Here is a 22,628-nt window from a genome sequence, read left to right on the forward strand (position 1 = left end):
TACTGCCAGAGGCTAAAGCGGCTCCCCAGAGGCGTTTTGGGCGATCAGCAAATCGTTTCAGCTGGCCACCGGCAACCCGCTCTGTCGGACTTAAAATCCGTCAAGTGTCGGTTCGAGTCCGACTGGGGGCACCAGGTCGGCCCGGTTCGGGCCGCATCCACCGCACGCCGCTGCTGGTGAAACATCACGCTGGATCTTGAACGCAGCAGGTACGCCGGAGACGGCCCGCGGACCGGCTCCCGGTGCGCCGCCAACCCCGAAGTAGCGGCACCGCACTGGGGTTGTCGAGCATGGTGGGCTGCTGGAAAAGCCTGGAAAGCAAGGGGATTGGATGATTATGCCGTCTCATGGGCCATCGACACCCTAGGCGGGCGGACGCACGCAGCTCGTGCCAGGCCTGTTGTGCGAGCCCGGGCTTAGTCTCCCCGCCCACCGCCGTTGCCCTTGCCGTGTCCCTTACCTGGACCGTGCCCTGGTGGGGCCGGAGGCTGTTGTGCCGGCGGGGGTGGCGGCGGTGGGGCATTGCTGACCGGAACCGGCGACGGCGTGCTGGTGGTCGCCGGCTCAACGGGTGCGTGGGAGGACGACGCATCAAGCGCGAGTGCCAACGGGATGAGAATCAGTACCGCCAAGACCGCCAAAACGCCCAGCAACTTTCGCCTGCGGCTCGTCGGAGGGACCAGTGCCGGGACGAAAGTGTTTGTGGGCGAGCCGGGCACCGGCACCGTAAGCGGCTTTGTCGCCGGGTGCACCGGCGGGGCGACTTGCACGCCTGCGACCACGTCACGTCGGCCGTGCATCGCGGCGCGCATCTCGTCGGCGCTGGCAAACCGCTGCCCTTGGTCGTGCGCCATCGCCCGTTCGATGACCATGATCAGCCGGGGATCGACGTCGGGCCTCAGCCCGGCGAGTGGCGGCGGCCGCCCGTGCAGGATGGCGCCGGCGAGCGCGGCCACGTTCTCCTGCGGGAACGGGCGGTGCCCGGCGAGCGCTTCATAACCCACGACGCCGACCGCATAGAGATCATCGGCGACACAAGCAGGCGCACCGGCGATCCGCTCGGGGCTCAGATAAGCGATGGTGCCGAGGATCTGACCGGTCAGCGTGTTGGTCGCCTCCGGAAGCTTGGCAATCCCGAAGTCCGCAACCTTGAGGCTCTCGCCCCCCGCGGAAATCAGGATGTTCCCCGGCTTGATGTCGCGATGCAGGATAGCGGCGCGATGCGCGGCGCTCAGCGCGGCGAGGACATTGTCGAGCAGGGCCTGGACCCGCGCTTGCGACAGCGGACCACGGGCCATCTCCTGAGCCAGGGTTTCCCCGGGCAACCGTTCCATCACGATGAACGGTCTGCCGTCCTGCTCGCCCCTGTCGTAGATCGCGACGATGTTCGGATGGTTGAGTGCGGCTGCGGCGTGCGCTTCGGCGTCAAATCGATTCCGCATGCCGCTTTGGGCGCACACTGCCGGGTGTAGCAGCTTGATCGCGATCGGCCGGCGAAGTCGGGTGTCCCACCCGTCGCGAACCTCGGCCATGCCGCCACTGCCCAGCCTGCCGCGCACCTCATAGCGCCCGGCGAGCAACACCCGGGTGTCCATTCGCCCTGCTAACTCCGTGTCACTGCGGTCACGATCGTGCCGAGGTCGGTTACCCGAACAGCGACCGCTCAAAACTCGCACCCGCCCGACGTGGAGCGCGACGACGCCAGACCGGGGGACGGGCGGCATGCGCAGGGCTTCGGGCTGACGCTGTTCCGGTCGGTGCGGCGTCTGGATTTTCTGGCGATGGCGCTAACACCGCGCCGTCCGTCTAGTGCGCGGAATCGGTTGCGAATTAACATTTTTGACAAACGTGATGCGCCGCCGGCCGCGACCATCGCTCGCGTGGACCAATACTTTGGCCCTGCCGCCGACGGGCCCGAAAATCGTCATCCATACACTCACCCAGCATGGGCATGCTGTTCGGCCTCGCGCCGTGGATCGTGTATTGGGTACTCGTCGGTAACGTTCCGTTCCCCGCGGCCGTCCTGGTCGCGCTGGCGATCGCCGCCGCCAGCCTGGGCGTGGGGGGCGTGGTGGGCCGCAAGTGGCAGTTCTTTGACTTTGCCTCCGTCGCAGTGCTTTTGGTCCTCGGCGTGCTGGCCTTCACGCTCAGTGAAGCGTTCCTCGAGCGGTGGATACTGCCGCTGAGCAACGCGGGGGTCTTCCTGGTGACGCTGATCGGGATGCTGGTCGGAAAGCCCTTCGTGGCCGAGTTCGCCGCGGCCGAACAAGCCCCCGACGTCGTCAAGACCGATCTGTTCCGCCGGGTCGTCACGATCCTGAGCTGGCTGTGGGTCGCGACGTTCGCCGGGATGACGGTGTCGTCGGCGATCCCGCCGATCCTGGCCGGCCCCGCGGGTGCCGCCGGGACGACCGCCGCCCTGATGCTGGACACGAAGACCCCGCTGTCGTTCCTCTGCTACTGGATCATCCCCTTCGGCCTGCTGGGGCTCGCGGCTGTGGCGTCGCGACTGCTGCCCGACCGGATGCTGGTCGGCATCGACGACGTCGCGCGGGAAACCTCGTTCGTCGCCTACGACGAAGCCACCATCGATGAGCTCTACTTCTTGGCCCAGGAGCACGCCAACCGCGAGGTCGGTCCCGGCAAGGAGGCCTACGCCGTCAAGGTCGGCGGGATGGGAACTCCGTTGACCGGAGACGAATCCCGAAAGTCGTGGCCCTCGACCTACAAGGTGCGCGACAAGCGGCGCTGAACCCGCACCGCGGTTCGGCTACGTTGGTTCTCGGCGGAGCGGCCCCGGACCTGCCGCAGGCGCTCCGCATCCGGTTGCGCACAACGGAAAGCGCCCGCCGGAGCGGAGAAAAGGAGTCGCGATGAACGCCCCCAGCGCAGACGCCATACGCGCGGAAACCATCACCATCGCCGGCCACGGCGGCGACGAGATCGAGGCCTACCAGGCCGTGCCGCTCGCACAGGGCTCGCGGGGCGGCGTCGTGTGGATCCACCACATGCCCGGATACGACCGGGAGACCAAGGAATTCGTCCGCCGGCTCGCCGTCAGCGGCTACAACGCCGTGGCGCCCAACCTGTACTCGCGCGAAGCACCGGGCGCGGCGCCCGACGATGCGGCCGCCGCGGCGCGGGCGGCCGGCGGGGTGCCCGACGAGCGATTGGTCGGTGATGTCGCGGGCGCGGTGGAGTACCTGCGCACGGTGGCCGGCGCCAACGGCAAGTTCGGCGTCATCGGGCACTGCTCGGGCGGACGGCACGCCTACCTGGCGGCCTGCTCGCTGCCGTTCGACGCGGCGGTGGACTGCTACGGCGCCTTCATCGTCGAGGACCCACCCGAGGGCATGCCCAAGTCCATGAAGCCGATTCTGGAGCTGGCTGCAAATCTGAGCTGCCCGCTGCTGGGCCTGTTCGGTCTCGACGACCGGTTTCCGTCGCCGCCCGCGGTGGCCACCCTGGACGCGGAGCTCACCAAGCTGAACAAGCCGCACGAGTTCCACTCCTACGAGGGCGCGGGCCATTCGTTCTTCTCCGTCGACCGGCCGGCGTACCGGCCGGAGGCCGCGGTGGACGGCTGGCAGCGCATCGACGAGTTCTTCGCCACTTACCTGAAAGGCTAGGCATCGGCCATGTGCACCTATCTCACCGAACACGTCGAGATCGACGGCAGCGGCAAGGGCGCCACGGGATGGTTCGGCGCCAACCGCGCGACGGTGTACGTCGACCATCCCGTCCATGCTCCCTACGGCCACACGGTCAATATCGACGTGATCAACCCGCAGCTCGGCCCGTCGGCACGGGTGGCTCTGGAATTGACCGAAGAGAGCGCGCTCGCGCTCGCCGACGCCATCCGCAGGGCGATCGGTCACGCACCGGCCGGGCTGGCCTCCAGGGACCAGTAGGTTAGCGATGACCGCCAAAACCGATTATCCGCAGATGGCCGCCGCGCGCGGCAGGATCGAGCCCGCCCCGCGGCGGGTCCGTGGTTATCTCGGCGATGCGCTGGTCTTCGACACCACCACCGCCCGGTACGTGTGGGAAGTCCCCTACTACCCCCAGTACTACATCCCGCTGGCCGACGTTCGTTCCGAGTTCCTGGACGACGAAAACCACGCCCAGAAGGTGCAATTCGGCCCGTCGCGACTGTACTCCCTGGTGGGTGCCGGTCAGACGCATGTGTCGGCCGCGCGGGTATTCGACACCGACGGTGGCGGACCGCTGGCCGGGACGGTGCGGTTCGAGTGGAATGCGTTGCGCTGGTTCGAAGAAGACGAGCCGATATACGGTCACCCGCGCAACCCGTATTCCCGCGTCGATGCCCTGCGCTCGCACCGGCACATCAGGGTCGAATTCGACGGAATTGTCTTGGCCGACACAGTGTCTCCCGTGCTGCTGTTCGAAACAGGTTTGCCGACAAGGTATTACATCGATCCGACCGATGTCGCGTTCGAGCACCTGGAACCCAGCGCGACGCAGACATTGTGTCCGTACAAGGGAATAACGTCGGGCTATTGGTCGGTGCGGGTGGGTGACACCGTCCACGAGGACTTGGCGTGGACCTACCACTATCCGCTTCCGGCCGTCGGCCAGATCGCCGGTCTGATCGCGTTCTACAACGAGAAACTCGACATCATCGTCGACGGGGTCGGGTTGGGGCGGCCACAGACGCAATTCAGCTAGCCCAGCGGCCGGTGTGATTTATCCCTCGTCGACGCCCCAAACCTGAGAATTCTTAACTTAACTGGCGTTAGGGCGTTTACATGGGCTGTTAGCGGCGCAGATGAAATCCGCCGGAAGCGGGTTTGCCTGTCTTTCGCTACGGGTAGGCGACTGCAGTACAGCGTGATTGGAAGTCTGAGCAGAACCTAAGTGCGCGGAGTGACGTAGCTAACGTCTGGCATTTCGAACTGCTGTCGGGTGATTTTTGGCCAGTAGACTACCGAAAACCAGTCTCGCCAGCGCCTTTCGGTGCTGGAGCCGGTGGAGCCGGAGGCCAATCGCCGTGTATGTATCGGCGGCCTCGCCACTTCGCCCACCAGAGCCGACAACACAGTAAAGGCGGTGCCAGCGTGAACGATGTGACCGGCCCTACGGCCGCGCACGACGATCAAGACGGCGAAGTCTTCGAGCTTGACGCCACCTCGGTGATTCGAGTCCCGATGCACAACGGTCCGATCAGCGACATCGACATCAGCCCCGATGGGCGCCGGCTGGTCGTCACTAACTACGGCAGCAACGCGGTCTCGGTCATCGACGCCAACGCGTGCCGCGTCTCGAGCACCGTCACCGGGCTGGTCGAACCCTTCGCGGTGGCCATGAGCAGTGCGGACGCCAACTATGCCTACGTCAGCACCGCGACCCCCGGCTACGACGCCATCGAAGTCATCGACGTCGTCACGAACTGGCGTATCGCCACACATCGGCTCGCGAACAGCGTGAGCGACCTGACGGTCAGCCCGGACGGAAAAAACGTTTACGCCAGCCGAAACGCGGCTCGCGGGGCCGATGTGACGGTCCTGGACACCACCACCGGTGAACTCGAGGTCATCGACCTGGCGACCGCGCCGGGAGTCACCACCGCATGCGTGCGGATCAGCGCCGACGGGCGTCGTCTGTACGTCGGCCTGAACGCGCCGACCGGCGGCAGCCTCGCCGTGATCGAGACCCGGACGCGGTCCGACGATCGTCGTGTCGGCGGCCGGTCGCGCATAGTCGGTGTCGTCGACATCGGTCTGCCCGTCCGCGACGTGGCGCCGAGCCGCGACGGCGGCACGGTGTACGTGGCGAGCTGCGATCCGGTCGCGGGCGCAGTGCTCGACGTCGTCGACACCCGGGCCAACAAGATCGTCGTCACGCACAAGATCCCCGAGATCACCGGTTCGCTCACCCGGATGACGCTCAGCCGCGACGGCGAGCGGGCCTACTTGGTCAGCGACGACCGCATCACGGTGCTGAGCACCGGCACGCAGGAAGTCGTCGGTGAGGTCATGGTCTCCAAGCATCCGTCCTGCGTGGTGGAAAGCCCCGACGGCACCCACCTCTACATCGCCGACTACTCCGGTGTGGTCACCGCGGCGCGGATCGGCTCGACCGCACAACCGCAGATCTCCCTCGGCGCGACCGACCGGGCCATGTCGGTGGCCGGCTGGCTGCCCGAGCTCCCGGAGTGGGAGCTGGCCCTGGCCTAGTTGTAGGGCCGAGGCCCGCGTTCGGCTGGCTGACCAAAGCGGCGCCGGCGGAACGGGATCCACGCCGTCAATCCCCGGCCCGGCCGGGCGCTGTCCCTCTCGCCGAATTCGGGCTTAGGGTGGAGGCGGCCTACGGCGTTGACCCGGTCGGCCGGAATGCGGGGGCGCCGCATTTCGCGGATTGGCACAGGCGGTCCTGTGTCGAGATTGAGGCGGTACATCAATGGACGGCACGATGCAGGACTTTCCATTGACGATCACCGCGATCATGCGGCACGGCTGCACCGTGCACGGCGAACGCACCGTCACGACCGCCACTGGGGATGGCTACCGCCACACGACCTATCGGGAATTGGGACAGCAGGCCGCGCAACTGGCCCACGGGCTGCGCCGGCTCGGCATCACCGGTGACCAGCGGGTGGGCACGTTCATGTGGAACAACGCCGAACACCTCGTCGCCTACCTCGCCCTGCCGTCGATGGGCGCCGTGCTGCATACCCTCAACATCCGGCTGTTCCCCGAGCAGATCGCCTTCGTCGCCAACGAAGCCGAAGACCAGGTGGTGCTGGTCGACGCGTCACTGGTCAAACTGCTCGCACCCGTGCTGCCCGACCTGGAGACCGTGCACACGGTGATCGTGGTCGGCGACGACGAAGACGCCCGGGTTCTGCAGGAATCGGGCAAGACCGTGCTGCGCTACGCCGACGTCCTCGAGGGCGAGTCCACAGAGTTCGACTGGCCGCACATCGACGAGAACTCCGCGGCCGCGATGTGCTACACCAGCGGCACCACCGGGAACCCGAAAGGCGTGGTCTACAGTCACCGTTCGAGCTTCCTGCACACCATGGGCGCGTGTACCACCAACGGCATCGGCGTGGGCGCCACCGACCGTGTGCTGCCCATCGTGCCGATGTTTCACGCCAACGCCTGGGGTTTGCCGTACGCGGCGCTGATGGCCGGCGCCGACCTGGTGCTGCCCGACTGTCACCTCGACCCCAAGTCGCTGGTTCGGTTGGTCGAGGACCTGCGGCCCACCGTGACCGGGGCGGTGCCGACCATCTGGAATGGTGTCCTGCATTACCTCGAGGACGACCCCGACCACGACATGTCGTCGCTGCGGCTGGTGGTCTGCGGCGGCTCGGCCGTGCCGGTATCGCTGATGCGCACCTTCGAGGAAAAACACGACGTCCAGATCCGCCAACTGTGGGGCATGACGGAGACGTCGCCGCTGGCCACCATGGCGTGGCCCCCGCCGGGCACCCCGGAGGACCAGCATTGGGCCTTCCGCGGCACGCAGGGGCAGCCGGTCTGCGGGGTCGAGATGCGCATCGTCGACGACGAGGGTCAGGTACTGCCCAACGACGCCAACGCCGTCGGTGAGGTGGAGGTGCGCGGACCGTGGATCGCCGGCTCCTACTACCTGGGCCGCGACGAATCGAAGTTCGACTCCGGCTGGCTGCGCACCGGGGACGTGGGCCGCATCGACGAGCGGGGATTCGTCACCCTGACCGACCGCGCCAAGGACGTCATCAAATCCGGTGGGGAATGGATCTCCTCGGTCGAGCTGGAGAACTTCCTGATCGGCCACCCCGAGGTGCTCGAGGCCGCCGTCGTCGGCGTTCCCGACGAGCGATGGGAGGAACGACCGCTGGCGGTCATCGTACCCAAGCATTCGTCGGTGAGCGCCGAGAACCTGCGAAAGTTCCTCGCGGACAAGGTGGTTCGCTGGTGGCTACCCGAACGATGGACCTTCGTCGACGAGATTCCGCGGACCAGCGTGGGCAAGTACGACAAGAAGGCCATCCGGGCGCGGTACGCCGAGCACGGTTATTGGGTGGTCGAAGCCCGCGACTGACCTAGGCAATTGGCGCGCAAATTGGCGCGCAGAGCTGAGAGGCTTTATCCCCGTGGCACATTCGCTAGTCGTCGATCAATCCGTCGTCGCCCCGGTTGCCGTGCAGGACGCGTTCGGCCGCACGCTGCCGATTCCGCTTCCGACGCTGTTTCACCGCTGGTACGGACCGTTCCCGCCGATCACGGAAGTCCGCGAGCAGACCGGTGCCTGGGACGCGGCGGGCCAAACCCGCATCGTGCACCTGGCCGGTGGGGCCAGCATGCGCGAGGAACTGACCAGCGTCGAGGAGCCCCGGTCATTCGGCTACCGGCTCTCCGAAATCACCGGCCCGATGGCGCTGCTGGTCGACCACATCATCGGCGAATGGATCTTCACGCCGGCCGCGGCCGGCACCGAAATCACCTGGCGCTGGGACATCCACCCGAAGTCGCCGCTGACGGCCTGGGCCCTGCCGCTGCTGGGCAGGATGTGGAAGGGCTACGCGCGGCGGGCGCTGCATAACCTGTCGGCCTTGCTGACGGGCTGACGACGCGACCACTACCGTGGGAAGGCATGTGCCGACTCTTTGGCCTGCATGCCGGGACGCACGCTTGCACCGCGACCTTCTGGCTGCTGGACGCGCCAGAAAGCCTGTCCGAACAGAGCAGAAGAAACCCGGACGGCACCGGCCTGGGTGTTTTCGACCAACACGGCCAACCGCACCTTTACAAGGAGCCGATCGCGGCCTGGCAGGACGCCAAATTCGCGACCGAGGCGCATCAGTTGACCGGCACGACCGTCATCGCCCATGTCCGCTACGCGACCACCGGATCGCTCGACATCCGCAACACCCACCCATTCATGCAGGACGGCCGGATCTTCGCGCACAACGGCGTCCTTGAAGGATTGGACATCCTCGACGAGCGGCTGCGTGAGGTCGGCGCCGACGATTTGGTATTGGGCGACACCGACTCCGAGCGGGTCTTCGCGTTGATCACCGCCTCGATCCGGGCGGCCGACGGCGACATCACGGCGGGCCTCGTCGACGCCATGCAATGGCTCGCCGAGCATGCTCTGATCTATGCGGTCAACGTGCTGTTGAGCACGGCCACCGACGTGTGGGCCCTGCGATATCCGGAAACTCATCAGCTCTATATTTTGGACCGATCCGGCGATGCGGCTTGGCGCGACCCCGAATTCGACTTGTGCACCAAGCGGATTCACGCCCGGTCGGAGCATCTGTGTGAGCGGCCGTCGGTGGTGTTCGCCACCGAGGTGATGGACGACGAGCCGCGCTGGCGGCTGCTGCCCGCGGGTGAACTCTTCCATGTCGATGCCGGTCTGCAAATCCACCGCAACATGATCCTGCCGGACCCGCCCAAACATCTGCTGCGTCGCGAGGACCTGAGCTCGCCGGTGGAGGAGTCGCAGCACGCCCTGCCGAACACCCGGCAGCTGGCCTGACGCCGTTTGGCAGAGTTGGTGGGCGTGACAAACAAACGCGCCCTGGTGCTGGCTGGTGGAGGGATAGCGGGAATCGCCTGGGAGACAGGTGTTCTGCGCGGCATCGCCGACGAGTCGCCGGCGGCGGCCCGGCTGTTGACGGAGTCGGACGTGCTGGTCGGGACCTCGGCAGGCTCGGCGGTCGCCGCGCAGCTCAGCAGCGGCCACTCCCTGGACGAGCTGTTCGACCGGCAGGTCGCCGCGTCATCCGCCGAGATCGATTCCGGAGTCGACATCGAGACCATCACCGAATTGTTTCTGACCGCCCTGGCGGAGCCGTACGAGGAGTCGCTGGACAGGACCCGGCAGCAGATGCAGCGCATCGGTGCCGTGGCGCTCGCGACCAAAACCGTTCCCGCGCCGGTGCGCCGCGACGTCATCGCGCGGCGATTGCCGTCCCACGACTGGCCGGACCGGGAGCTGCGGCTCACCGCGATCGACGTCGCCACCGGCGAATTGGCCATTTTCGACCGAGACTCCGGCGTCGAGCTCGTCGACGCCGTGGCCGCCAGTTGCGCGGTACCCGGGGCGTGGCCACCGGTGACGATCGCGGGCCGCCACTACATGGACGGCGGCGTCGCCAGCTCGGTCAACCTCGTGGTAGCCGCCGACTGCGATACGGCCGTGGTGCTGGTGCCCTCGGGCGTGGACACTCCGTCGCCGTTCGGCGCCGGGCCGGCCGCCGAGATCTCGGCGTTCGCCGGCGCGGCGCTCGCCGTGTTCGCCGACGGCGCTTCGTTGGCCGCCTTCGGGCCCAATGCGCTGGATCCGGGCTGCCGCATCCCGTCGGCGATGGCCGGCCGCGAGCAGGGCCGTCGCGAAGCCGCGGCCGTCGCCCGCTTCCTGGGCGTGTGACGGCGCTTGGCGCGCAACTGATTTGACTGCCGCTCAGCGCTCGATCGCGGGCGGGTCATCCTGGCCGCCCTCGACTTCCAGCGCCTCCAACGCCTCGTCCGCCAGCGCCCGGCCGGCGGTGATCACCTCCGCCGCCCGGTGGAATTCCAGGGCCCGGCACGTCGAACGTGGGACCTCGATGAGCAGGTCGGGCGGGTAGACGGCCAGGGTGTGGCGCGCGAGCGCGGCCTGGGCGATGTCGATGGTCCGGTTCATCACCTCGAAGCTGCCGAGTCTGGGCACCTCGGCTCCCGCACCGGGCAGTTCGCCGGCGTCGTCACCGGTCGCGGGCTGCTCGTCGTCCTGGGCGTCCGACCAGCTGTCCGACTCGCCGGCCGGGCCGCCCAATCTGCTCAGCAACGCCCGCGCGGTCGGCCGGTCGAGCAACGACCGGGCGGCGGCGGTGTCGAGCAGCGCGGAGGTGCTCCGCAGCATGCGGGTCAACCACTCGACGGTGGCGCCCGGCTCGGGTTCGCGGGTGGTGATCGCCTCGCTGCCGGACAGGCTCACCGCGATGATCAGGTCGGCGTTGACCGCGGCGAGCGGGGCCATCGGCAGCGGGTCGAGGATCCCGCCGTCGGCGAGCAGCCGCCCCTCCACCGCGTGGGGGGCGATCACGCCGGGGATGGCGATGGAGGCGCGGATCGCCTCGTCGAGGGGGCCGCGCTGAAACCACACCGACTTGCCCGCCAGCAGGTCGGTGGCCACCGCGGTGTAGGGGATCGGCAGTTCGTCGATGGCGACCGGGCCCAGGATGTCGCGCACGGCGTCCAGGATCTTGCCGGCCCGCATCACGCCGGCCGCGCTGATCGACGGGTCGAGCAGCCGCAGGATGGTGCGCTGGGTCAGGGACTTCGCCCAATCGGTGAACTCGTCGAGCCGTCCGGCCGCCTGCAGACCGCCGACCAGCGCGCCCATCGACGACCCGGAGATGCCGACGATCTCGTAGCCGCGCGCCGCCAGGGCCTCGATCACCCCGATGTGGGCGTAGCCGCGGGCGCCCCCGCTGCCGAGCGCGAGTGCCACCCGAGTCGGTTCTGATCGACGTTCGTCAGGCACCCATCCATTTTGCGCGGCAGCGACCCCTTGATGGACGGCGCGGGGACTTTTTTCAGCCGTGATCCCAATTACGCGGCGGCCGAAATCGCGGGCGCGGAGTTACCCGCATTCGTTGCCGGCGGCCGCGCGCGCGGCGACGATCACGGCCGCCTGCCGGGCCGGGGTCAGCTTCGACCAGGGGGCGTTCCAGCTGCCCGCGGTGCCCGACGGCGACGCCTGAATCATCGACAAATAGGGCTCGAACAGCGACGCACCGCTCTTGGGCTGGGCGTCCATCCACTCTTTCGCGGCGTGACAGGCCTGGTAGTACTCCTCTTCGGTCGAATTCGCGGGGACATCGACCCTGGTTGTCACGCCGGCGGGGGACAGGCCGACGGAGCCCGCCGGCGCCGACCCCGGGCCGTTCGGAATGCCGGACTGCCGCGCCGGCGGGGACGCGGGCGCACCGCCGTGGGCGCCCTGCGAGCACGCGGTGACCGCCGTCACCACGACCGCGACAACAACCGCGTCCCATCGCCGGGACCGATCACCGCACCAGCGCACGTTCTCAATCTATGCAACACTGGCGGCCGTGATGGAGCGCTTCGGATTTTGCGAGTGTTGTCGGCCGTAACACGCCGCCGCTTGCCCTGTCCGTTTTCGCGTGAAAGTTCCCCCGATGTCTGTGTCTGTCGCCACCGTGGATTCTGTGGCTGCCCCGCGCCCGCGAACCCTTTCCGCCCCGTCCGCCGGCCCCACCCGGCTGCGAGTGCCCGATCTGCTCCACGCCACCGACCGGGCCGCCGACGATGTGCTCAGCGGACGCTGCGACCACCTGCTGCCCGAGGGCGGCATACCCGAGTCGCGGCGCTGGTTCACCCGCATCCACGGCGACGAGGAGCTCGACGTCTGGCTGATCAGCTGGGTGCCCGGCCAGCCGACCGAATTGCACGACCACGGCGGGTCGCTGGGCGCGTTGACCGTCATCTCCGGATCGCTGAATGAATACCGTTGGGACGGCAGGGCTTTACGACGCCGTCGGCTCGACGCCGGCGATCAGGCCGGGTTTCCGCTGGGCTGGGTGCACGACGTGGTGTGGGCGCCGCGGCCCGTCACCGTGCCCGTGACACTGCCCGCCGCGGCGAGCGCCAGCCCGGGGCCGGTGCGGCCGACGCTGAGCGTGCATGCCTACTCGCCGCCCCTGACAGCGATGTCGTACTACGACATCACCGACCGCAAGACGTTGCGCCGTAACCGAACCGAACTGACCGACCAGCCGGAAGGATCGCTATGAGCCGCATCGACGTCGTCGTGAGATCCGCCCGGCGCCGGTATCGCCGCCTGCCCGCCGCCGAAGTGCCCGACGCGCTGCGGCGCGGCGCGGTGCTGGTCGACATCCGGCCACAGGCCCAGCGCTTTCGCGAGGGCGAGGTGCCGTCAGCGCTGGTGATCGAACGCAACGTGTTGGAGTGGCGCTGCGATCCCACCAGCGAGGCCAGGCTGCCGCAGGCCGTCGGCGACGACGTCGAATGGGTGATCCTGTGTTCCGAGGGCTACACGTCCAGCCTGGCCGCGGCCGCCCTGCTGGACATCGGCCTGCACCGCGCCACCGACGTCATCGGCGGCTACCACGCGCTGGCCGGCGCCGGCGTGCTGAGCGAACTGGCTGGGGCGCGGGTCGATCCGGTGTTCGCGGACACCGGCGGCACCGCGCGCCGCTGGCTCTGACTCTCTAACTCGTCTCGTTGGAGTGCAGCAGCGGACGCAGTTTCGCCGTTTTCTCCGGTGTCCAGCCCGGCGGTGGCAGCACCGCCGCCCAGCCGTCGGCGACGGCGGCGACGTAGTGGTGACCGTGCCCGTCGGGGACGTCGACCGCCACGGCCATGTCGGCCGACACCTGTAGGAACGTGACGACCGGAATCCAGCGCGTCTGCGGCAGTACGTCATAGCCGCGCGGTTCGTTCAGCCAGTCGGGCTTGCTGAACAACAGGTCCGGCGTCCACCACGCGATCGGATCCGAAGCGTGCTGCAGGTACACCACGCGAGGGTGATCCCATGGCGCGTTGGGCCGCGCCAAATCCCTTGCGCGAGCGACGAATCGGACATACTTGCCGTCCTGGTAGATCGGTAACCACTCCGGTGACCGGGCGTCCCGCGTGGACGTCAGGTCGGTCCAGATGGTGTTTTTGAAAGTGGGCCCGCTGAACAACGCCCCGTCGGTGCGCGCCAGCACGTTGTTCAGGCTCAAAAACGGCGCCTCGCCCCCGAACGATCCCAAACTCTCGCCGAACACGACGAGCTTGGGCCGCTGGGCCTCGGGCATCTGGCGGATCAGCCTGTCGACGGCCTCGAAGAGCGCCTGTCCGGCGTGGCGGGCGTTCTCCTTATCCACCAGGAACGACAGCCAGCTCGGCAGGAACGAATACTGCATGCTCACGATCGCCGTGTTGCCGTTGTACATGTACTCCAGCGCCGAGGCCTCCGCCTCATTGATCCAGCCGGTCCCGGTGGTGGTGCCCACCGCGACGACGGGGCGCCGCAGCCCGCCGGTGCGCTGCAACTCCTGGGCCGCCAGCTCCGCGGCCGCCGTGATGCCCTTCGACGAGTCCAGCCCGGCGTAGGCCCGGATCGGCTCGGCGGCCGGTGCCCCGTTGAACGCGGTGAGTTGCTCGACGGTCGGACCGCCCTCCACGAAGATGCGGCCCTCGCGGCCCAGCGACTCCCACGACACCAGCGACTCCGGGCCACCCGACCGCAGTGGCGTTTTCGGGGGAGCCGTATCGGGGTTCAGCTCTTCGTTGGCCGTGGCGAAGGTGTGGTTCATGGTGCGCATGGCGAACTTGAGCACGACGCCGTTGAGCAGGGTGATGGTCAGGGTTACCAGCGCCACCACCACGATCGTTGCGGACAGGCGGAATGGGGCGACGCGGTCCAGTTCTCCGACAAGGAATCTGACCAGCCAGCGGATGAATTGCCCGAACTCGACCACCGTGAACAACACCACCACCGACAGCACCGCGGCCAGGGGATAGTCGTACCACTTCAGATGTTCCACGCCCATCAGGTTGCGCACGTCGTCCTGCCAAACGTGGAACCAGATCGCCATCAGCACCATGCCGATCAGGCCGACCGGGACCAGCACCAGCCACGCCCATCCCGGCGGCGGTGGGCTGGATTGCCTGCCGGCCATGTAGCGGACCAGCCAGACCGCGAAGACGCCCAAGCCGTAGCCGATGGCGCCGGACAATCCGCTGACCAGTCCCTGGAACAAGGCGCCGCGCGGCAGGAGCGACGGGGTCAGCGAAAGCCAGATGAAGACCACGCCGACCGCGGTGCCGGTGAACGTGTAATGCCGCACCCACCACGGCTTTTCGGTCCATGGCAGGGTGGGAGCCGCGCGCCCGGCTCGCGGCGCGGGTACCGGTGGTGCCGCGCCCGGCTCGGCCGCCGCGGACTCCTCGACGTCGTCCGCCGGCTTGTGGCCCGTCTCGGTGTTTGTCGCGGAAACCGGTTCGCTCACAGGCGCGTCCTAGCGGTGGGTGAAGTTCGGCGCGCGCTTCTCGACGAAGGCCGCCATCCCTTCGGATTGATCCTCGGTTGCGAAGGTTGAGTGAAACAGCCTGCGCTCGTAGAGAAGTCCCTCGGCCAAGGTGGATTCGAACGCGCGGTTGACGGCCTCTTTGGCCATCCTGGCCGCCGAGCGTGACATCTGCGAGATGGTAGTTGCGACGGCCTTGGCCTCGGTCAGCAGGTCGTCGGCCGGCACCACTCGCGACACCAGACCGCTTCGTTCGGCTTCCTCCGCGCCGATGGTGCGGCCGGTCAGGATGAGGTCCATGGCCTTGGCCTTGCCGATGGCGCGGGTCAGCCGCTGCGAGCCGCCCATGCCGGGCAGCACGCCGAGCTTGATCTCGGGCTGGCCGAATTTCGCTGTGTCGGCGGCGATCAGCACATCGCACATCATGGCGAGCTCACAGCCACCTCCCAGCGCGTGCCCGGCCACCGCCGCGATCGTCGGGGTGCGAACCGCGGCCAGCTTGCTCCAGGGGGCGAAGAAGTCGGCGCCGAAGGCGTCGGCGAACGTCAGCTCGGACATCTCTTTGATGTCGGCGCCGGCGGCAAACGCCTTGGCCGAGCCGGTGATGATGATCGCGCCGATACCGGGATCGTCGTCGAAATCGGCTGCCGCGCTGGTCACTTCGTTCATCACCTGAGTGTTCAGCGCGTTGAGGGCCTTCGGCCGGTTCAGGGTGATGATGCCGACACGCTCCTCGCGCTCGACGAGGATGGTCTCGTAGTTCTTGGGGGCCGTGTCTGTCATCCAAACCGCCTTTCTAGAAACTCAAGTCGTCGTCGACCGGGGCGAAATACGCCTCGACGTCGGCCGCGGTGACCGCGGACAGCTGCGCCGGCGACCACTTCGGATTGCGATCTTTGTCGATCAACTGTGCGCGGATGCCCTCCACCAGATCGTGTGAGCGCAGCGACGCCGATGACACCCGATAGTCTTGCACCAGAACGTCTTTGAGTGTCTCGAGTTTGGCGGCGCGGCGCACCGCCTCCAGGGTCACCGACAGCGCGATCGGGGACCGGGTGGCGATCAGATCGGCGGCGTCTTGAGCAGGTTCAGCGCCCGGACCCGCCCCTTTGTTCTGGTGCTCGCGCAGCGCGGCGACGATGTCCTCGACGGTGTCACCGGCGAAGCATTCGTCGATCCAGTTGCGTTGCGCGGCAAGCTCGCTGGGTGGCGGTTCGACGGCGTACTTGGCCAGCGCCTGCTCGACGCCGTCGGTGATGACCGCTCGGCGGAACGCCTCGACGTCCTCGTGCGGGACATAGTGGTCGGCGAAGCCCATGGCGATGGCGTCGGCCCCGGAGAACGGCGCCCCGGTCAGGGCGGCGTGCAGGCCCAGCCCGCCGGGCGCGCGAGACAGCAGATAAACGCCGCCGACGTCCGGAATGAAGCCGATGCCGACCTCGGGCATGGCGATCTTGGAGGTGTCGGTCACCACCCGGGTGTTCGCGTGCGCGCTGACGCCGACGCCACCGCCCATCACGATGCCGTCCATCAGCGCCACGTACGGCTTGGGGAACTCGGCGATCTGCGCGTTGAGCAGATACTCGTCGCGCCAGAAGCGTCGCGCCTCGACCCCGTCCTTGCGCGCGCTGTGATAGATGGAGACCACGTCGCCGCCGGCGCACAGTCCGCGTTCACCGGCGCCGGAGAGCACCACCGCGCGCACCGCATCGTCGTCGGCCCAGCCGGTCAGGATGGTGCTCAGGGCGTCGACCATCCGCTGATTCAGCGAGTTGATCGCCTTGGGCCGGTTGAGCGTGATCAGGCCGACGCTTCCCTCGACTTCGGCCAGAACCTCATCGGATTCGTCGGTCACACCCTCGCCTCCCTTATGCCGGTCCAGCCTCGAGGAAGAAATCTAGATCGTCGCGACCGCCGCGGTACCCGCGGGTAAGGGTTATCTTTAACGCGACGACAACGGCGGAGGCCATATCCACCGGAAAACGCCCAGGTCCGCTGGGAACCAGGGTGCAACGCCGATCGTTGAGATTGTGTTCGCACAGCTCGAAGCCAATCAGAGAGGATCCGACGGTGCGGGAGACAAGCAACCCGGTATTTCGTTCGCTGCCTAAGCAGAGGGGCGGATACGCGCAATTCGGCACTGGCGCGCCCCCGATGCAGGGCTACGGCGCCGACCCCTACGCGGCTCCTTACCCGGCCCCGTACCAGGAGGCCAGGGCCTCCCGTCCGCTGACCATCGACGACGTCGTCACCAAGACCGGCATCACGCTGGCCGTGCTGACGCTCTCCGCCGTGGTCTCCTACTTCCTGGTCGCCCGCGACGTGGCGCTGGCCATGCCGCTGGCTTTGGTCGGCGGGCTGGGCGGCCTGGCCCTGGTGCTGGTGGCCACCTTCGGGCGCAAGCAGGACAACCCGGCCATCGTGCTGAGCTACGCGGTGCTCGAGGGCCTGGTGCTGGGCGCCATCTCGTTCGTCTTCGCCAACTTCTCGGTGTCGAACGCCAACGCCGGCGCGCTGATCGGTGAGGCGGTCCTGGGCACCTTCGGGGTGTTCTTCGGCATGCTCGTCGTCTACAAGACCGGGGCCATCCGGGTGACGCCCAAGTTCACCCGCATGCTGGTCGCCGCGATGTTCGGTGTGCTGGCCCTGATGCTCGGCAACTTCGTGCTGGCGATGTTCCACGTCAACGGCGGCACCGGCCTGGGTTTGCGCAGCGGCGGCACGGTGGCGATCATCTTCTCGCTGGTGTGCATCGGGATCGCGGCGTTCAGCTTCCTGATCGACTTCGATGCGGCCGACCAGATGGTGCGCGCGGGCGCGCCGGACAAGGCGGCCTGGGGCATCGCGCTGGGCCTGACCGTGACGCTGGTCTGGCTGTACATCGAGATCCTGCGTCTGCTCAGTTATCTGCAGAACGACTAGCTCCGCCACAGAAAAAACCGGCACGCCCGTTGGCGTGCCGGTTTTTTCGTGAGCTGAGGGCGTCGAGTGCTGCGTGACGGCGGCGTCGCACGGCGTGTCGCCGCCAGGTTTCACACTCGACGCCCGGGGGCCCGGTAATAGCGCCCGGACGCCCGACTAGAGGCACCCGGACGAGACGGCTAGCTCAGCCGCTCGATCACCATTGCCATACCCTGGCCGCCGCCGACGCACATGGTCTCCAGACCGAACGTCTTGTCGTGCGTCTGCAGGTTGTTGAGCAGCGTGGTGGCGATGCGAGCGCCGGTCATGCCGAACGGGTGGCCCAGCGCGATCGCCCCACCGGACACGTTCAGCTTGTCCTCGTCGATGCCCAGCTCGCGCGCCGAACCCAGCACCTGGACGGCGAACGCCTCGTTGATCTCGAACAGGTCGATGTCGCTGACCGACATCTTCGCGCGCGCCAGCGCCTTCTTGGTCGCCTCGATCGGGCCCAGGCCCATGATCTCCGGGGAGAGGCCGCTGACCCCGGTGGACACGATGCGCGCCAGCGGTGTCAGGCCCAGTTCCTTGGCCTTCGTGTCGCTGGTGATCACCACCGCGGCCGCGCCGTCGTTGAGCGGGCACGCGTTGCCCGCGGTCACCGTGCCGTTGGGCCGGAACACCGGCTTGAGCTGGCTGATCTTCTCGTAGGTGGTGCCGGGGCGCGGGCCGTCGTCGGTGCTCACGGTGGTGCCGTCGGGCAGGGTCACCGGGGTGATCTCCCGCTCGAAGAACCCGCTCTTGATCGCTTCCTCGGCGCGGTTCTGGCTGCGCACTCCCCAGTGGTCCTGGTCTTCGCGGCTGATGCCGGTCAGCAGCGCAACGTTCTCGGCCGTCTGCCCCATCGCGATGTAGACGTCGGGAATGTTGCCGTCGGCGCGGGGATCGTGCCACTCGTCGGCACCCTCGGCCGCGGCGGCCGAGCGCTCCTGCGCCTCACCGAACAGCGAGTTCTTGGTGTCCGGCCACGAGTCGGCGCTGCCCTTGGCGAAGCGGGACACGGTCTCCACACCCGCGGAGATGAATGCGTCGCCCTCGCCGGCCTTGATCGCGTGGAAGGCCATCCGGGAGGTCTGCAGCGACGACGAGCAGTACCGGTTGACGGTGGTGCCCGGCAGGAAGTCGAAACCAAGTTCGACGGCGATGACCCGCGCCAGGTTGTAGCCCGACTCGCCGGCGGGCTGGCCGCAGCCCAGGATCAGGTCGTCGATCTGGTGCGGGTTCAGGGCGGGCACCTTGTCGAGCGCGGCGCGCACGATCTGCACGGTCAGGTCGTCGGGGCGCATGTTGACCAGCGACCCCTTCATCGCGCGGCCGATCGGCGAGCGAGCGGTTGAGACAATGACGGCTTCAGGCATGGTTGTTCCCTTCAGATCCCACAGACGGGGGTTGGCTCGCTGCACCATCGGGCGGTCGACGGGCGAGACCAAATCTAGTCGCTGCCCACCTCGGGGCACGAAGACGGGGCAGGTCCGGGTACCGGCCGCCGCCACAGCCGCGACATCACGCTGCTGCGGGTGTGCCGCTGACCGAGCACCGGCGTCGCCGCCGGCACCGGCAGGCTCAGCGGTGCACGCTCCACCTCCTCGCCCAGCGCTTCGCAGAGGGCGAGCAGCAGGGCATCGGCCGCGAGCGCATAGGCGGGCGCCGAGGGGTGATAGCCGTCGGCGGAGAACATGACGTCCGGGGTGGCGCGGAATTGCGGCGCCATCAGCTGCGCCAACGGCACCGGCACCCCGCCGGCCGAGCGGACCGCCGCGGTCTGGGCGCGGGCGAGTTGCAGGCAACGCTCGTGCGCGAGCTGCCGCAGTGGCTGCGGAATGGCGCTGATGAATCCGAGGTCCGGGCAGGTGCCGACGATCACGACGGCGCCGCGGGCGCGCAACTTGCGGACGGACAGCGCCAGCCGTTGCGCCGACTGGCTGATGCCGTTGAGGGCCGTCACATCGTTGGCGCCGACCATGATCACCGCGACGTCCGGCGGGGGGCCGGCCACGAACATCGCGTCGACCTGACCGCACACACCCTTGGAGGTGGCGCCCACGATGGCCTTGGTGCTCAGCCGGATTCGGTTGCCGGTCTGCTCGGCCAGGCCCCGCGTGACCCGTACCCCGGGCACTTCATCGGCGCTCAGGCAGCCGTATCCGGCGGCGGTCGAGTCGCCGAAGATCATCAGGTGCAGGTCTACCGCCATGCCGCGGTACCACCGTTCCACCGGCCCGCCACCGCGGACGTACACGCCGTCCGCCCGGGGCGGGATGTCCCATGACTTGGGGATGATCGTGCGCGCGTGAGTGGCCTGGCCGACCAACAGACTGCGTGCCCCCAGGTAGGCGGTTCCTGTTGAGGCCAGCGCGCCCGCTGTGGCCAGGGCGATCGCCGAACGACGTGGCAGCCGCATGGTCACGCAACCAAGTTTAGAGCGGCTTCGCGGTTTGCGCGGGCGGCTGGAAAACGAACTGATCACGGAGCGAAGCAAAACTGGTATCGAATCAGCTATTTCATACGTTGCACTAAGCATCGCCTGTCAAGCTGAAGTCGAGGGGTTGGCTGAGCGCCATGGCAAACAACTGAACCAGACGCTTGGTCGCCTCGTCACATGCTGTATCGCACTACAAAGGCGTAGGAGTGTTGAGCATGACCGCACCTAGTAAGGAATCGGGGACGTCGGCAAATACCCTTCGGGCCCATGACGTCCTGAAAGCTCGTCGGGCCCAGACGCGCAAGTTTGCGATCAGCGACGGCGCGCCGGTCGAGGTACTGGAATCGGGGCCCAGCGTCGCCGCGCGACTGGCCAACCTCACCTCACGGATGACCATCCGGCCGATCCTGTCGGTCGGCAGCCACGTCCCCAACCTGCCCTGGCCGTGGGGTCTCATCGACCTCACCGCCCGGGTGCTGATCCCGGCGTCGGCCACCGTCCGCGAGACCATCAAGCTGCCCAACGCGTCGGCGCAGCTGGTTCGCGCGCCCGGGGTGCTGCCCGCCGACGGCACCCGCCGCGTGATCGTCTACCTCCACGGCGGCGCCTTTCTGACCTGTGGGGCGAACTCCCACGGCAGGCTCGTCGAAGCCCTGTCCAAGTTCGCGGACTCACCCATCTTGGTGGTCAATTACCGTCTGCTGCCGAAGAATTCGGTTGGGATGGCGCTCGAGGACTGCCACGACGCCTATCAATGGCTGCGGCAGCGCGGATACCAGCCCGACCAGATCGTGCTGGCCGGCGACTCCGCCGGCGGCTACCTGGCGCTCACGCTCGCCCAACGGCTGCAGGACGAAGGGGAGGATCCGGCCGCGCTGGTGGCGATCTCGCCCCTGCTGCAGTTGGCCAAGGAACCCAAGCAGGCCCATCCCAACATCGAGACCGACGCGATGTTCACGGCCGGGGCGTTCGATGCGCTCGCCGTCCTGGTGGCCAACGCCGCGGCGAAGAACATCGTCGACGGGAAGCCCGAAGAGCTTTACGAGCCGCTGGAGCACATCAAGCCGGGCCTGCCCCGCACGCTGATTCACGTGTCGGGCTCCGAGGTGCTGTTGCACGACGCGCGGCTGGCGGCCGGCAGGCTGGCCGCGGTCGGCGTGCCGGCCGAGGTCCGGGTGTGGCCCGGGCAGATTCACGACTTCCAGCTGGCCGCGCCGATGGTGCCCGAGGCCGTGCGCTCGCTGCGTCAGATCGGCGACTACATCCGCGAGGCCACCGAGTAAGACGCGGGCCGACGCCGCAAACCCGCGGAGCGCAGTTGTGCGCCGCGCGAAACCGCCTGAGACGATGAACGCATGCGGATCGCGCAGCACATCAGTGACCTCATCGGCGGCACACCGTTGGTGCGGCTGAATTCCGTCGTTCCCGACGGCGCCGGCATCGTGGCGGCCAAGGTCGAATACCTCAACCCCGGTGGCAGCTCGAAGGACCGGATCGCGGTCAAGATGATCGACGCCGCCGAAGCCAACGGACAGCTGCGGCCCGGCGGCACCATCGTCGAACCCACCTCGGGCAACACCGGCGTCGGGCTGGCCCTCGTCGCCCAGCACCGCGGCTACAAGTGCGTGTTCGTCTGCCCGGACAAGGTCAGCGAGGACAAGCGCAACGTGCTGATGGCCTACGGCGCCGAGGTCGTCGTGTGCCCGACCGCCGTGCCGCCCGAGCACCCGGACAGCTACTACAGCGTCTCCGATCGGTTGGTCACCGAGATCGACGGCGCGTGGAAACCCGACCAGTACGCCAACCCGGAAGGGCCGGCCAGCCACTACGAAACCACCGGCCCGGAGATCTGGGCCGATACCGACGGCAAAGTCACCCATTTCGTCGCCGGCATCGGCACCGGCGGAACGATCACCGGCGCGGGCCGCTACCTCAAAGAGGTGTCCAACGGTGCGGTGCGCATCATCGGCGCGGACCCCGAGGGGTCGGTGTATTCGGGCGGCACCGGCCGGCCCTATCTGGTGGAGGGCGTCGGCGAGGACTTCTGGCCGCAGGCATACGACCGCACGGTGCCCGACGAGATCATCGCGGTTTCCGATTCCGACTCGTTCGACATGACCCGGCGGCTGGCGCGCGAGGAAGCGATGCTGGTCGGCGGGTCGTGCGGGATGGCGGTGGTCGCCGCGCTCAAGGTCGCCGAGCAGGCCGGGCCGGAGTCGCTCGTGGTGGTGCTGCTGCCCG

At 68.0% G+C, this 22,628-nt stretch carries 22 protein-coding genes and 1 tRNA gene; 15 read left to right on the forward strand and 8 right to left on the reverse strand.

From position 1 onward, the window contains the following. Positions 1-20: 20 nt before the first annotated feature. Positions 21-134: transfer RNA gene (locus A5688_RS27625), tRNA-Leu, on the forward strand. Between the two features lie 282 nt (positions 135-416). On the opposite strand, the gene A5688_RS03095 is transcribed toward A5688_RS27625, so the two are convergent. Then, positions 417-1,595, reverse strand: a complete 1,179-nt coding sequence (locus A5688_RS03095) for a serine/threonine-protein kinase (RefSeq protein WP_067834753.1) — start codon at positions 1,593-1,595, stop codon at positions 417-419. A 350-nt stretch (positions 1,596-1,945) separates the two neighbouring features. Between A5688_RS03095 and A5688_RS03100 the strand changes: the two genes are divergently transcribed. The 9 genes from A5688_RS03100 (at position 1,946) to A5688_RS03140 (ending at position 10,389) form a co-directional block, all read left to right on the forward strand. Beyond that, entirely contained in the window at positions 1,946-2,752 is an 807-nt protein-coding gene (locus A5688_RS03100) for a hypothetical protein (RefSeq protein ID WP_067834751.1), read from the forward strand. A gap of 121 nt (positions 2,753-2,873) precedes the next feature. Next, positions 2,874-3,629 carry a dienelactone hydrolase family protein gene (locus A5688_RS03105; RefSeq protein WP_067914004.1) on the forward strand — a complete coding sequence of 252 codons (756 nt, stop codon included), beginning with the start codon at positions 2,874-2,876 and terminating at the stop codon, positions 3,627-3,629. 9 nt (positions 3,630-3,638) lie between these two features. Continuing rightward, positions 3,639-3,911, forward strand: a complete 273-nt coding sequence (locus tag A5688_RS03110) for a DUF6295 family protein (protein WP_067834747.1) — start codon at positions 3,639-3,641, stop codon at positions 3,909-3,911. 7 nt (positions 3,912-3,918) lie between these two features. Beyond that, a complete protein-coding gene (locus tag A5688_RS03115; protein WP_067914007.1) occupies positions 3,919-4,689 on the forward strand; it encodes a DUF427 domain-containing protein in 771 nt (256 codons plus the stop codon). Between the two features lie 389 nt (positions 4,690-5,078). Next, on the forward strand, positions 5,079-6,197 hold the full coding sequence (locus A5688_RS03120; RefSeq protein WP_067914010.1) for a YncE family protein: 1,119 nt from the start codon (positions 5,079-5,081) through the stop codon (positions 6,195-6,197). A 223-nt stretch (positions 6,198-6,420) separates the two neighbouring features. Continuing rightward, positions 6,421-8,052: a long-chain fatty acid--CoA ligase gene (locus A5688_RS03125; protein ID WP_067914013.1), complete on the forward strand. Its 1,632-nt coding sequence runs from the start codon at positions 6,421-6,423 to the stop codon at positions 8,050-8,052. 52 nt (positions 8,053-8,104) lie between these two features. After that, the gene (locus A5688_RS03130) at positions 8,105-8,578 is read left to right on the forward strand and encodes an SRPBCC family protein (RefSeq protein WP_067834739.1); all 474 of its coding nucleotides are present in this window, start codon (positions 8,105-8,107) and stop codon (positions 8,576-8,578) included. A gap of 26 nt (positions 8,579-8,604) precedes the next feature. After that, positions 8,605-9,495, forward strand: a complete 891-nt coding sequence (locus A5688_RS03135; protein ID WP_067914016.1) for a class II glutamine amidotransferase — start codon at positions 8,605-8,607, stop codon at positions 9,493-9,495. 24 nt (positions 9,496-9,519) lie between these two features. Further along, on the forward strand, positions 9,520-10,389 hold the full coding sequence (locus A5688_RS03140; RefSeq protein ID WP_067914019.1) for a patatin-like phospholipase family protein: 870 nt from the start codon (positions 9,520-9,522) through the stop codon (positions 10,387-10,389). A gap of 33 nt (positions 10,390-10,422) precedes the next feature. Here the strand turns inward: A5688_RS03140 and A5688_RS03145 are convergent, their stop codons facing one another. Both A5688_RS03145 and A5688_RS03150 read right to left on the reverse strand, forming a co-directional pair. After that, positions 10,423-11,487, reverse strand: coding sequence for a patatin-like phospholipase family protein (locus tag A5688_RS03145; RefSeq protein WP_242660376.1), 1,065 nt, complete (start codon positions 11,485-11,487; stop codon positions 10,423-10,425). Positions 11,488-11,586: 99 nt separating this feature from the next. Continuing rightward, positions 11,587-12,030 carry a lipoprotein LpqV gene (locus tag A5688_RS03150; RefSeq protein ID WP_067834734.1) on the reverse strand — a complete coding sequence of 148 codons (444 nt, stop codon included), beginning with the start codon at positions 12,028-12,030 and terminating at the stop codon, positions 11,587-11,589. 115 nt (positions 12,031-12,145) lie between these two features. Between A5688_RS03150 and A5688_RS03155 the strand changes: the two genes are divergently transcribed. After that, the gene (locus A5688_RS03155) at positions 12,146-12,760 is read left to right on the forward strand and encodes a cysteine dioxygenase (protein WP_067914024.1); all 615 of its coding nucleotides are present in this window, start codon (positions 12,146-12,148) and stop codon (positions 12,758-12,760) included. Further along, a complete protein-coding gene (locus tag A5688_RS03160) occupies positions 12,757-13,194 on the forward strand; it encodes a rhodanese-like domain-containing protein (protein WP_067909349.1) in 438 nt (145 codons plus the stop codon). The genes A5688_RS03155 and A5688_RS03160 overlap by 4 nt, the downstream gene beginning before the upstream one ends. Before the next feature lie 4 nt (positions 13,195-13,198). On the opposite strand, the gene A5688_RS03165 is transcribed toward A5688_RS03160, so the two are convergent. From A5688_RS03165 to A5688_RS03175, 3 genes are all read right to left on the reverse strand, one after another. Continuing rightward, on the reverse strand, positions 13,199-14,851 hold the full coding sequence (locus A5688_RS03165; protein ID WP_431602649.1) for an alpha/beta hydrolase: 1,653 nt from the start codon (positions 14,849-14,851) through the stop codon (positions 13,199-13,201). A gap of 144 nt (positions 14,852-14,995) precedes the next feature. Further along, positions 14,996-15,787, reverse strand: a complete 792-nt coding sequence (locus tag A5688_RS03170; protein WP_067834726.1) for an enoyl-CoA hydratase — start codon at positions 15,785-15,787, stop codon at positions 14,996-14,998. Positions 15,788-15,800: 13 nt separating this feature from the next. Then, positions 15,801-16,859, reverse strand: a complete 1,059-nt coding sequence (locus A5688_RS03175; RefSeq protein ID WP_067909354.1) for an enoyl-CoA hydratase/isomerase family protein — start codon at positions 16,857-16,859, stop codon at positions 15,801-15,803. A gap of 215 nt (positions 16,860-17,074) precedes the next feature. Between A5688_RS03175 and A5688_RS03180 the strand changes: the two genes are divergently transcribed. Then, positions 17,075-17,926, forward strand: a complete 852-nt coding sequence (locus tag A5688_RS03180) for a Bax inhibitor-1/YccA family protein (protein WP_067834722.1) — start codon at positions 17,075-17,077, stop codon at positions 17,924-17,926. Between the two features lie 179 nt (positions 17,927-18,105). On the opposite strand, the gene A5688_RS03185 is transcribed toward A5688_RS03180, so the two are convergent. Further along, positions 18,106-19,323: an acetyl-CoA C-acetyltransferase gene (locus tag A5688_RS03185; RefSeq protein ID WP_067834770.1), complete on the reverse strand. Its 1,218-nt coding sequence runs from the start codon at positions 19,321-19,323 to the stop codon at positions 18,106-18,108. Positions 19,324-19,397: 74 nt separating this feature from the next. After that, complete coding sequence (locus A5688_RS03190) at positions 19,398-20,360, reverse strand: SGNH/GDSL hydrolase family protein (RefSeq protein WP_120312452.1); 963 nt, start codon at positions 20,358-20,360, stop codon at positions 19,398-19,400. Positions 20,361-20,602: 242 nt separating this feature from the next. On the opposite strand from A5688_RS03190, the gene A5688_RS03195 reads away from it, so the two are divergent. Both A5688_RS03195 and A5688_RS03200 read left to right on the forward strand, forming a co-directional pair. Continuing rightward, the gene (locus A5688_RS03195) at positions 20,603-21,670 is read left to right on the forward strand and encodes an alpha/beta hydrolase (protein ID WP_067834718.1); all 1,068 of its coding nucleotides are present in this window, start codon (positions 20,603-20,605) and stop codon (positions 21,668-21,670) included. Positions 21,671-21,742: 72 nt separating this feature from the next. Next, positions 21,743-22,628: pyridoxal-phosphate dependent enzyme (locus tag A5688_RS03200; protein WP_120312449.1), on the forward strand; the 886-nt coding region annotated here is incomplete at its 3' end.

It is taken from the genome of Mycobacterium mantenii (genome assembly GCF_001667865.1).
In the GTDB taxonomy this organism is placed as follows: Bacteria; Actinomycetota; Actinomycetes; order Mycobacteriales; family Mycobacteriaceae; genus Mycobacterium; species Mycobacterium mantenii_A.

What these genes read in the sequence shown, in the direction of transcription:
- A5688_RS03095 (WP_067834753.1), bottom strand. Translation starts at nt 1,595, where the DNA reads ATGGACACCCGGGTGTTGCTCGCCGGGCGCTATGAGGTGCGCGGCAGG.
- A5688_RS03100 (WP_067834751.1), top strand. Translation starts at nt 1,946, where the DNA reads ATGGGCATGCTGTTCGGCCTCGCGCCGTGGATCGTGTATTGGGTACTC.
- A5688_RS03105 (WP_067914004.1), top strand. Translation starts at nt 2,874, where the DNA reads ATGAACGCCCCCAGCGCAGACGCCATACGCGCGGAAACCATCACCATC.
- A5688_RS03110 (WP_067834747.1), top strand. Translation starts at nt 3,639, where the DNA reads ATGTGCACCTATCTCACCGAACACGTCGAGATCGACGGCAGCGGCAAG.
- A5688_RS03115 (WP_067914007.1), top strand. Translation starts at nt 3,919, where the DNA reads ATGACCGCCAAAACCGATTATCCGCAGATGGCCGCCGCGCGCGGCAGG.
- A5688_RS03125 (WP_067914013.1), top strand. Translation starts at nt 6,421, where the DNA reads ATGGACGGCACGATGCAGGACTTTCCATTGACGATCACCGCGATCATG.
- A5688_RS03135 (WP_067914016.1), top strand. Translation starts at nt 8,605, where the DNA reads ATGTGCCGACTCTTTGGCCTGCATGCCGGGACGCACGCTTGCACCGCG.
- A5688_RS03155 (WP_067914024.1), top strand. Translation starts at nt 12,146, where the DNA reads ATGTCTGTGTCTGTCGCCACCGTGGATTCTGTGGCTGCCCCGCGCCCG.
- A5688_RS03160 (WP_067909349.1), top strand. Translation starts at nt 12,757, where the DNA reads ATGAGCCGCATCGACGTCGTCGTGAGATCCGCCCGGCGCCGGTATCGC.
- A5688_RS03170 (WP_067834726.1), bottom strand. Translation starts at nt 15,787, where the DNA reads ATGACAGACACGGCCCCCAAGAACTACGAGACCATCCTCGTCGAGCGC.
- A5688_RS03185 (WP_067834770.1), bottom strand. Translation starts at nt 19,323, where the DNA reads ATGCCTGAAGCCGTCATTGTCTCAACCGCTCGCTCGCCGATCGGCCGC.
- A5688_RS03195 (WP_067834718.1), top strand. Translation starts at nt 20,603, where the DNA reads ATGACCGCACCTAGTAAGGAATCGGGGACGTCGGCAAATACCCTTCGG.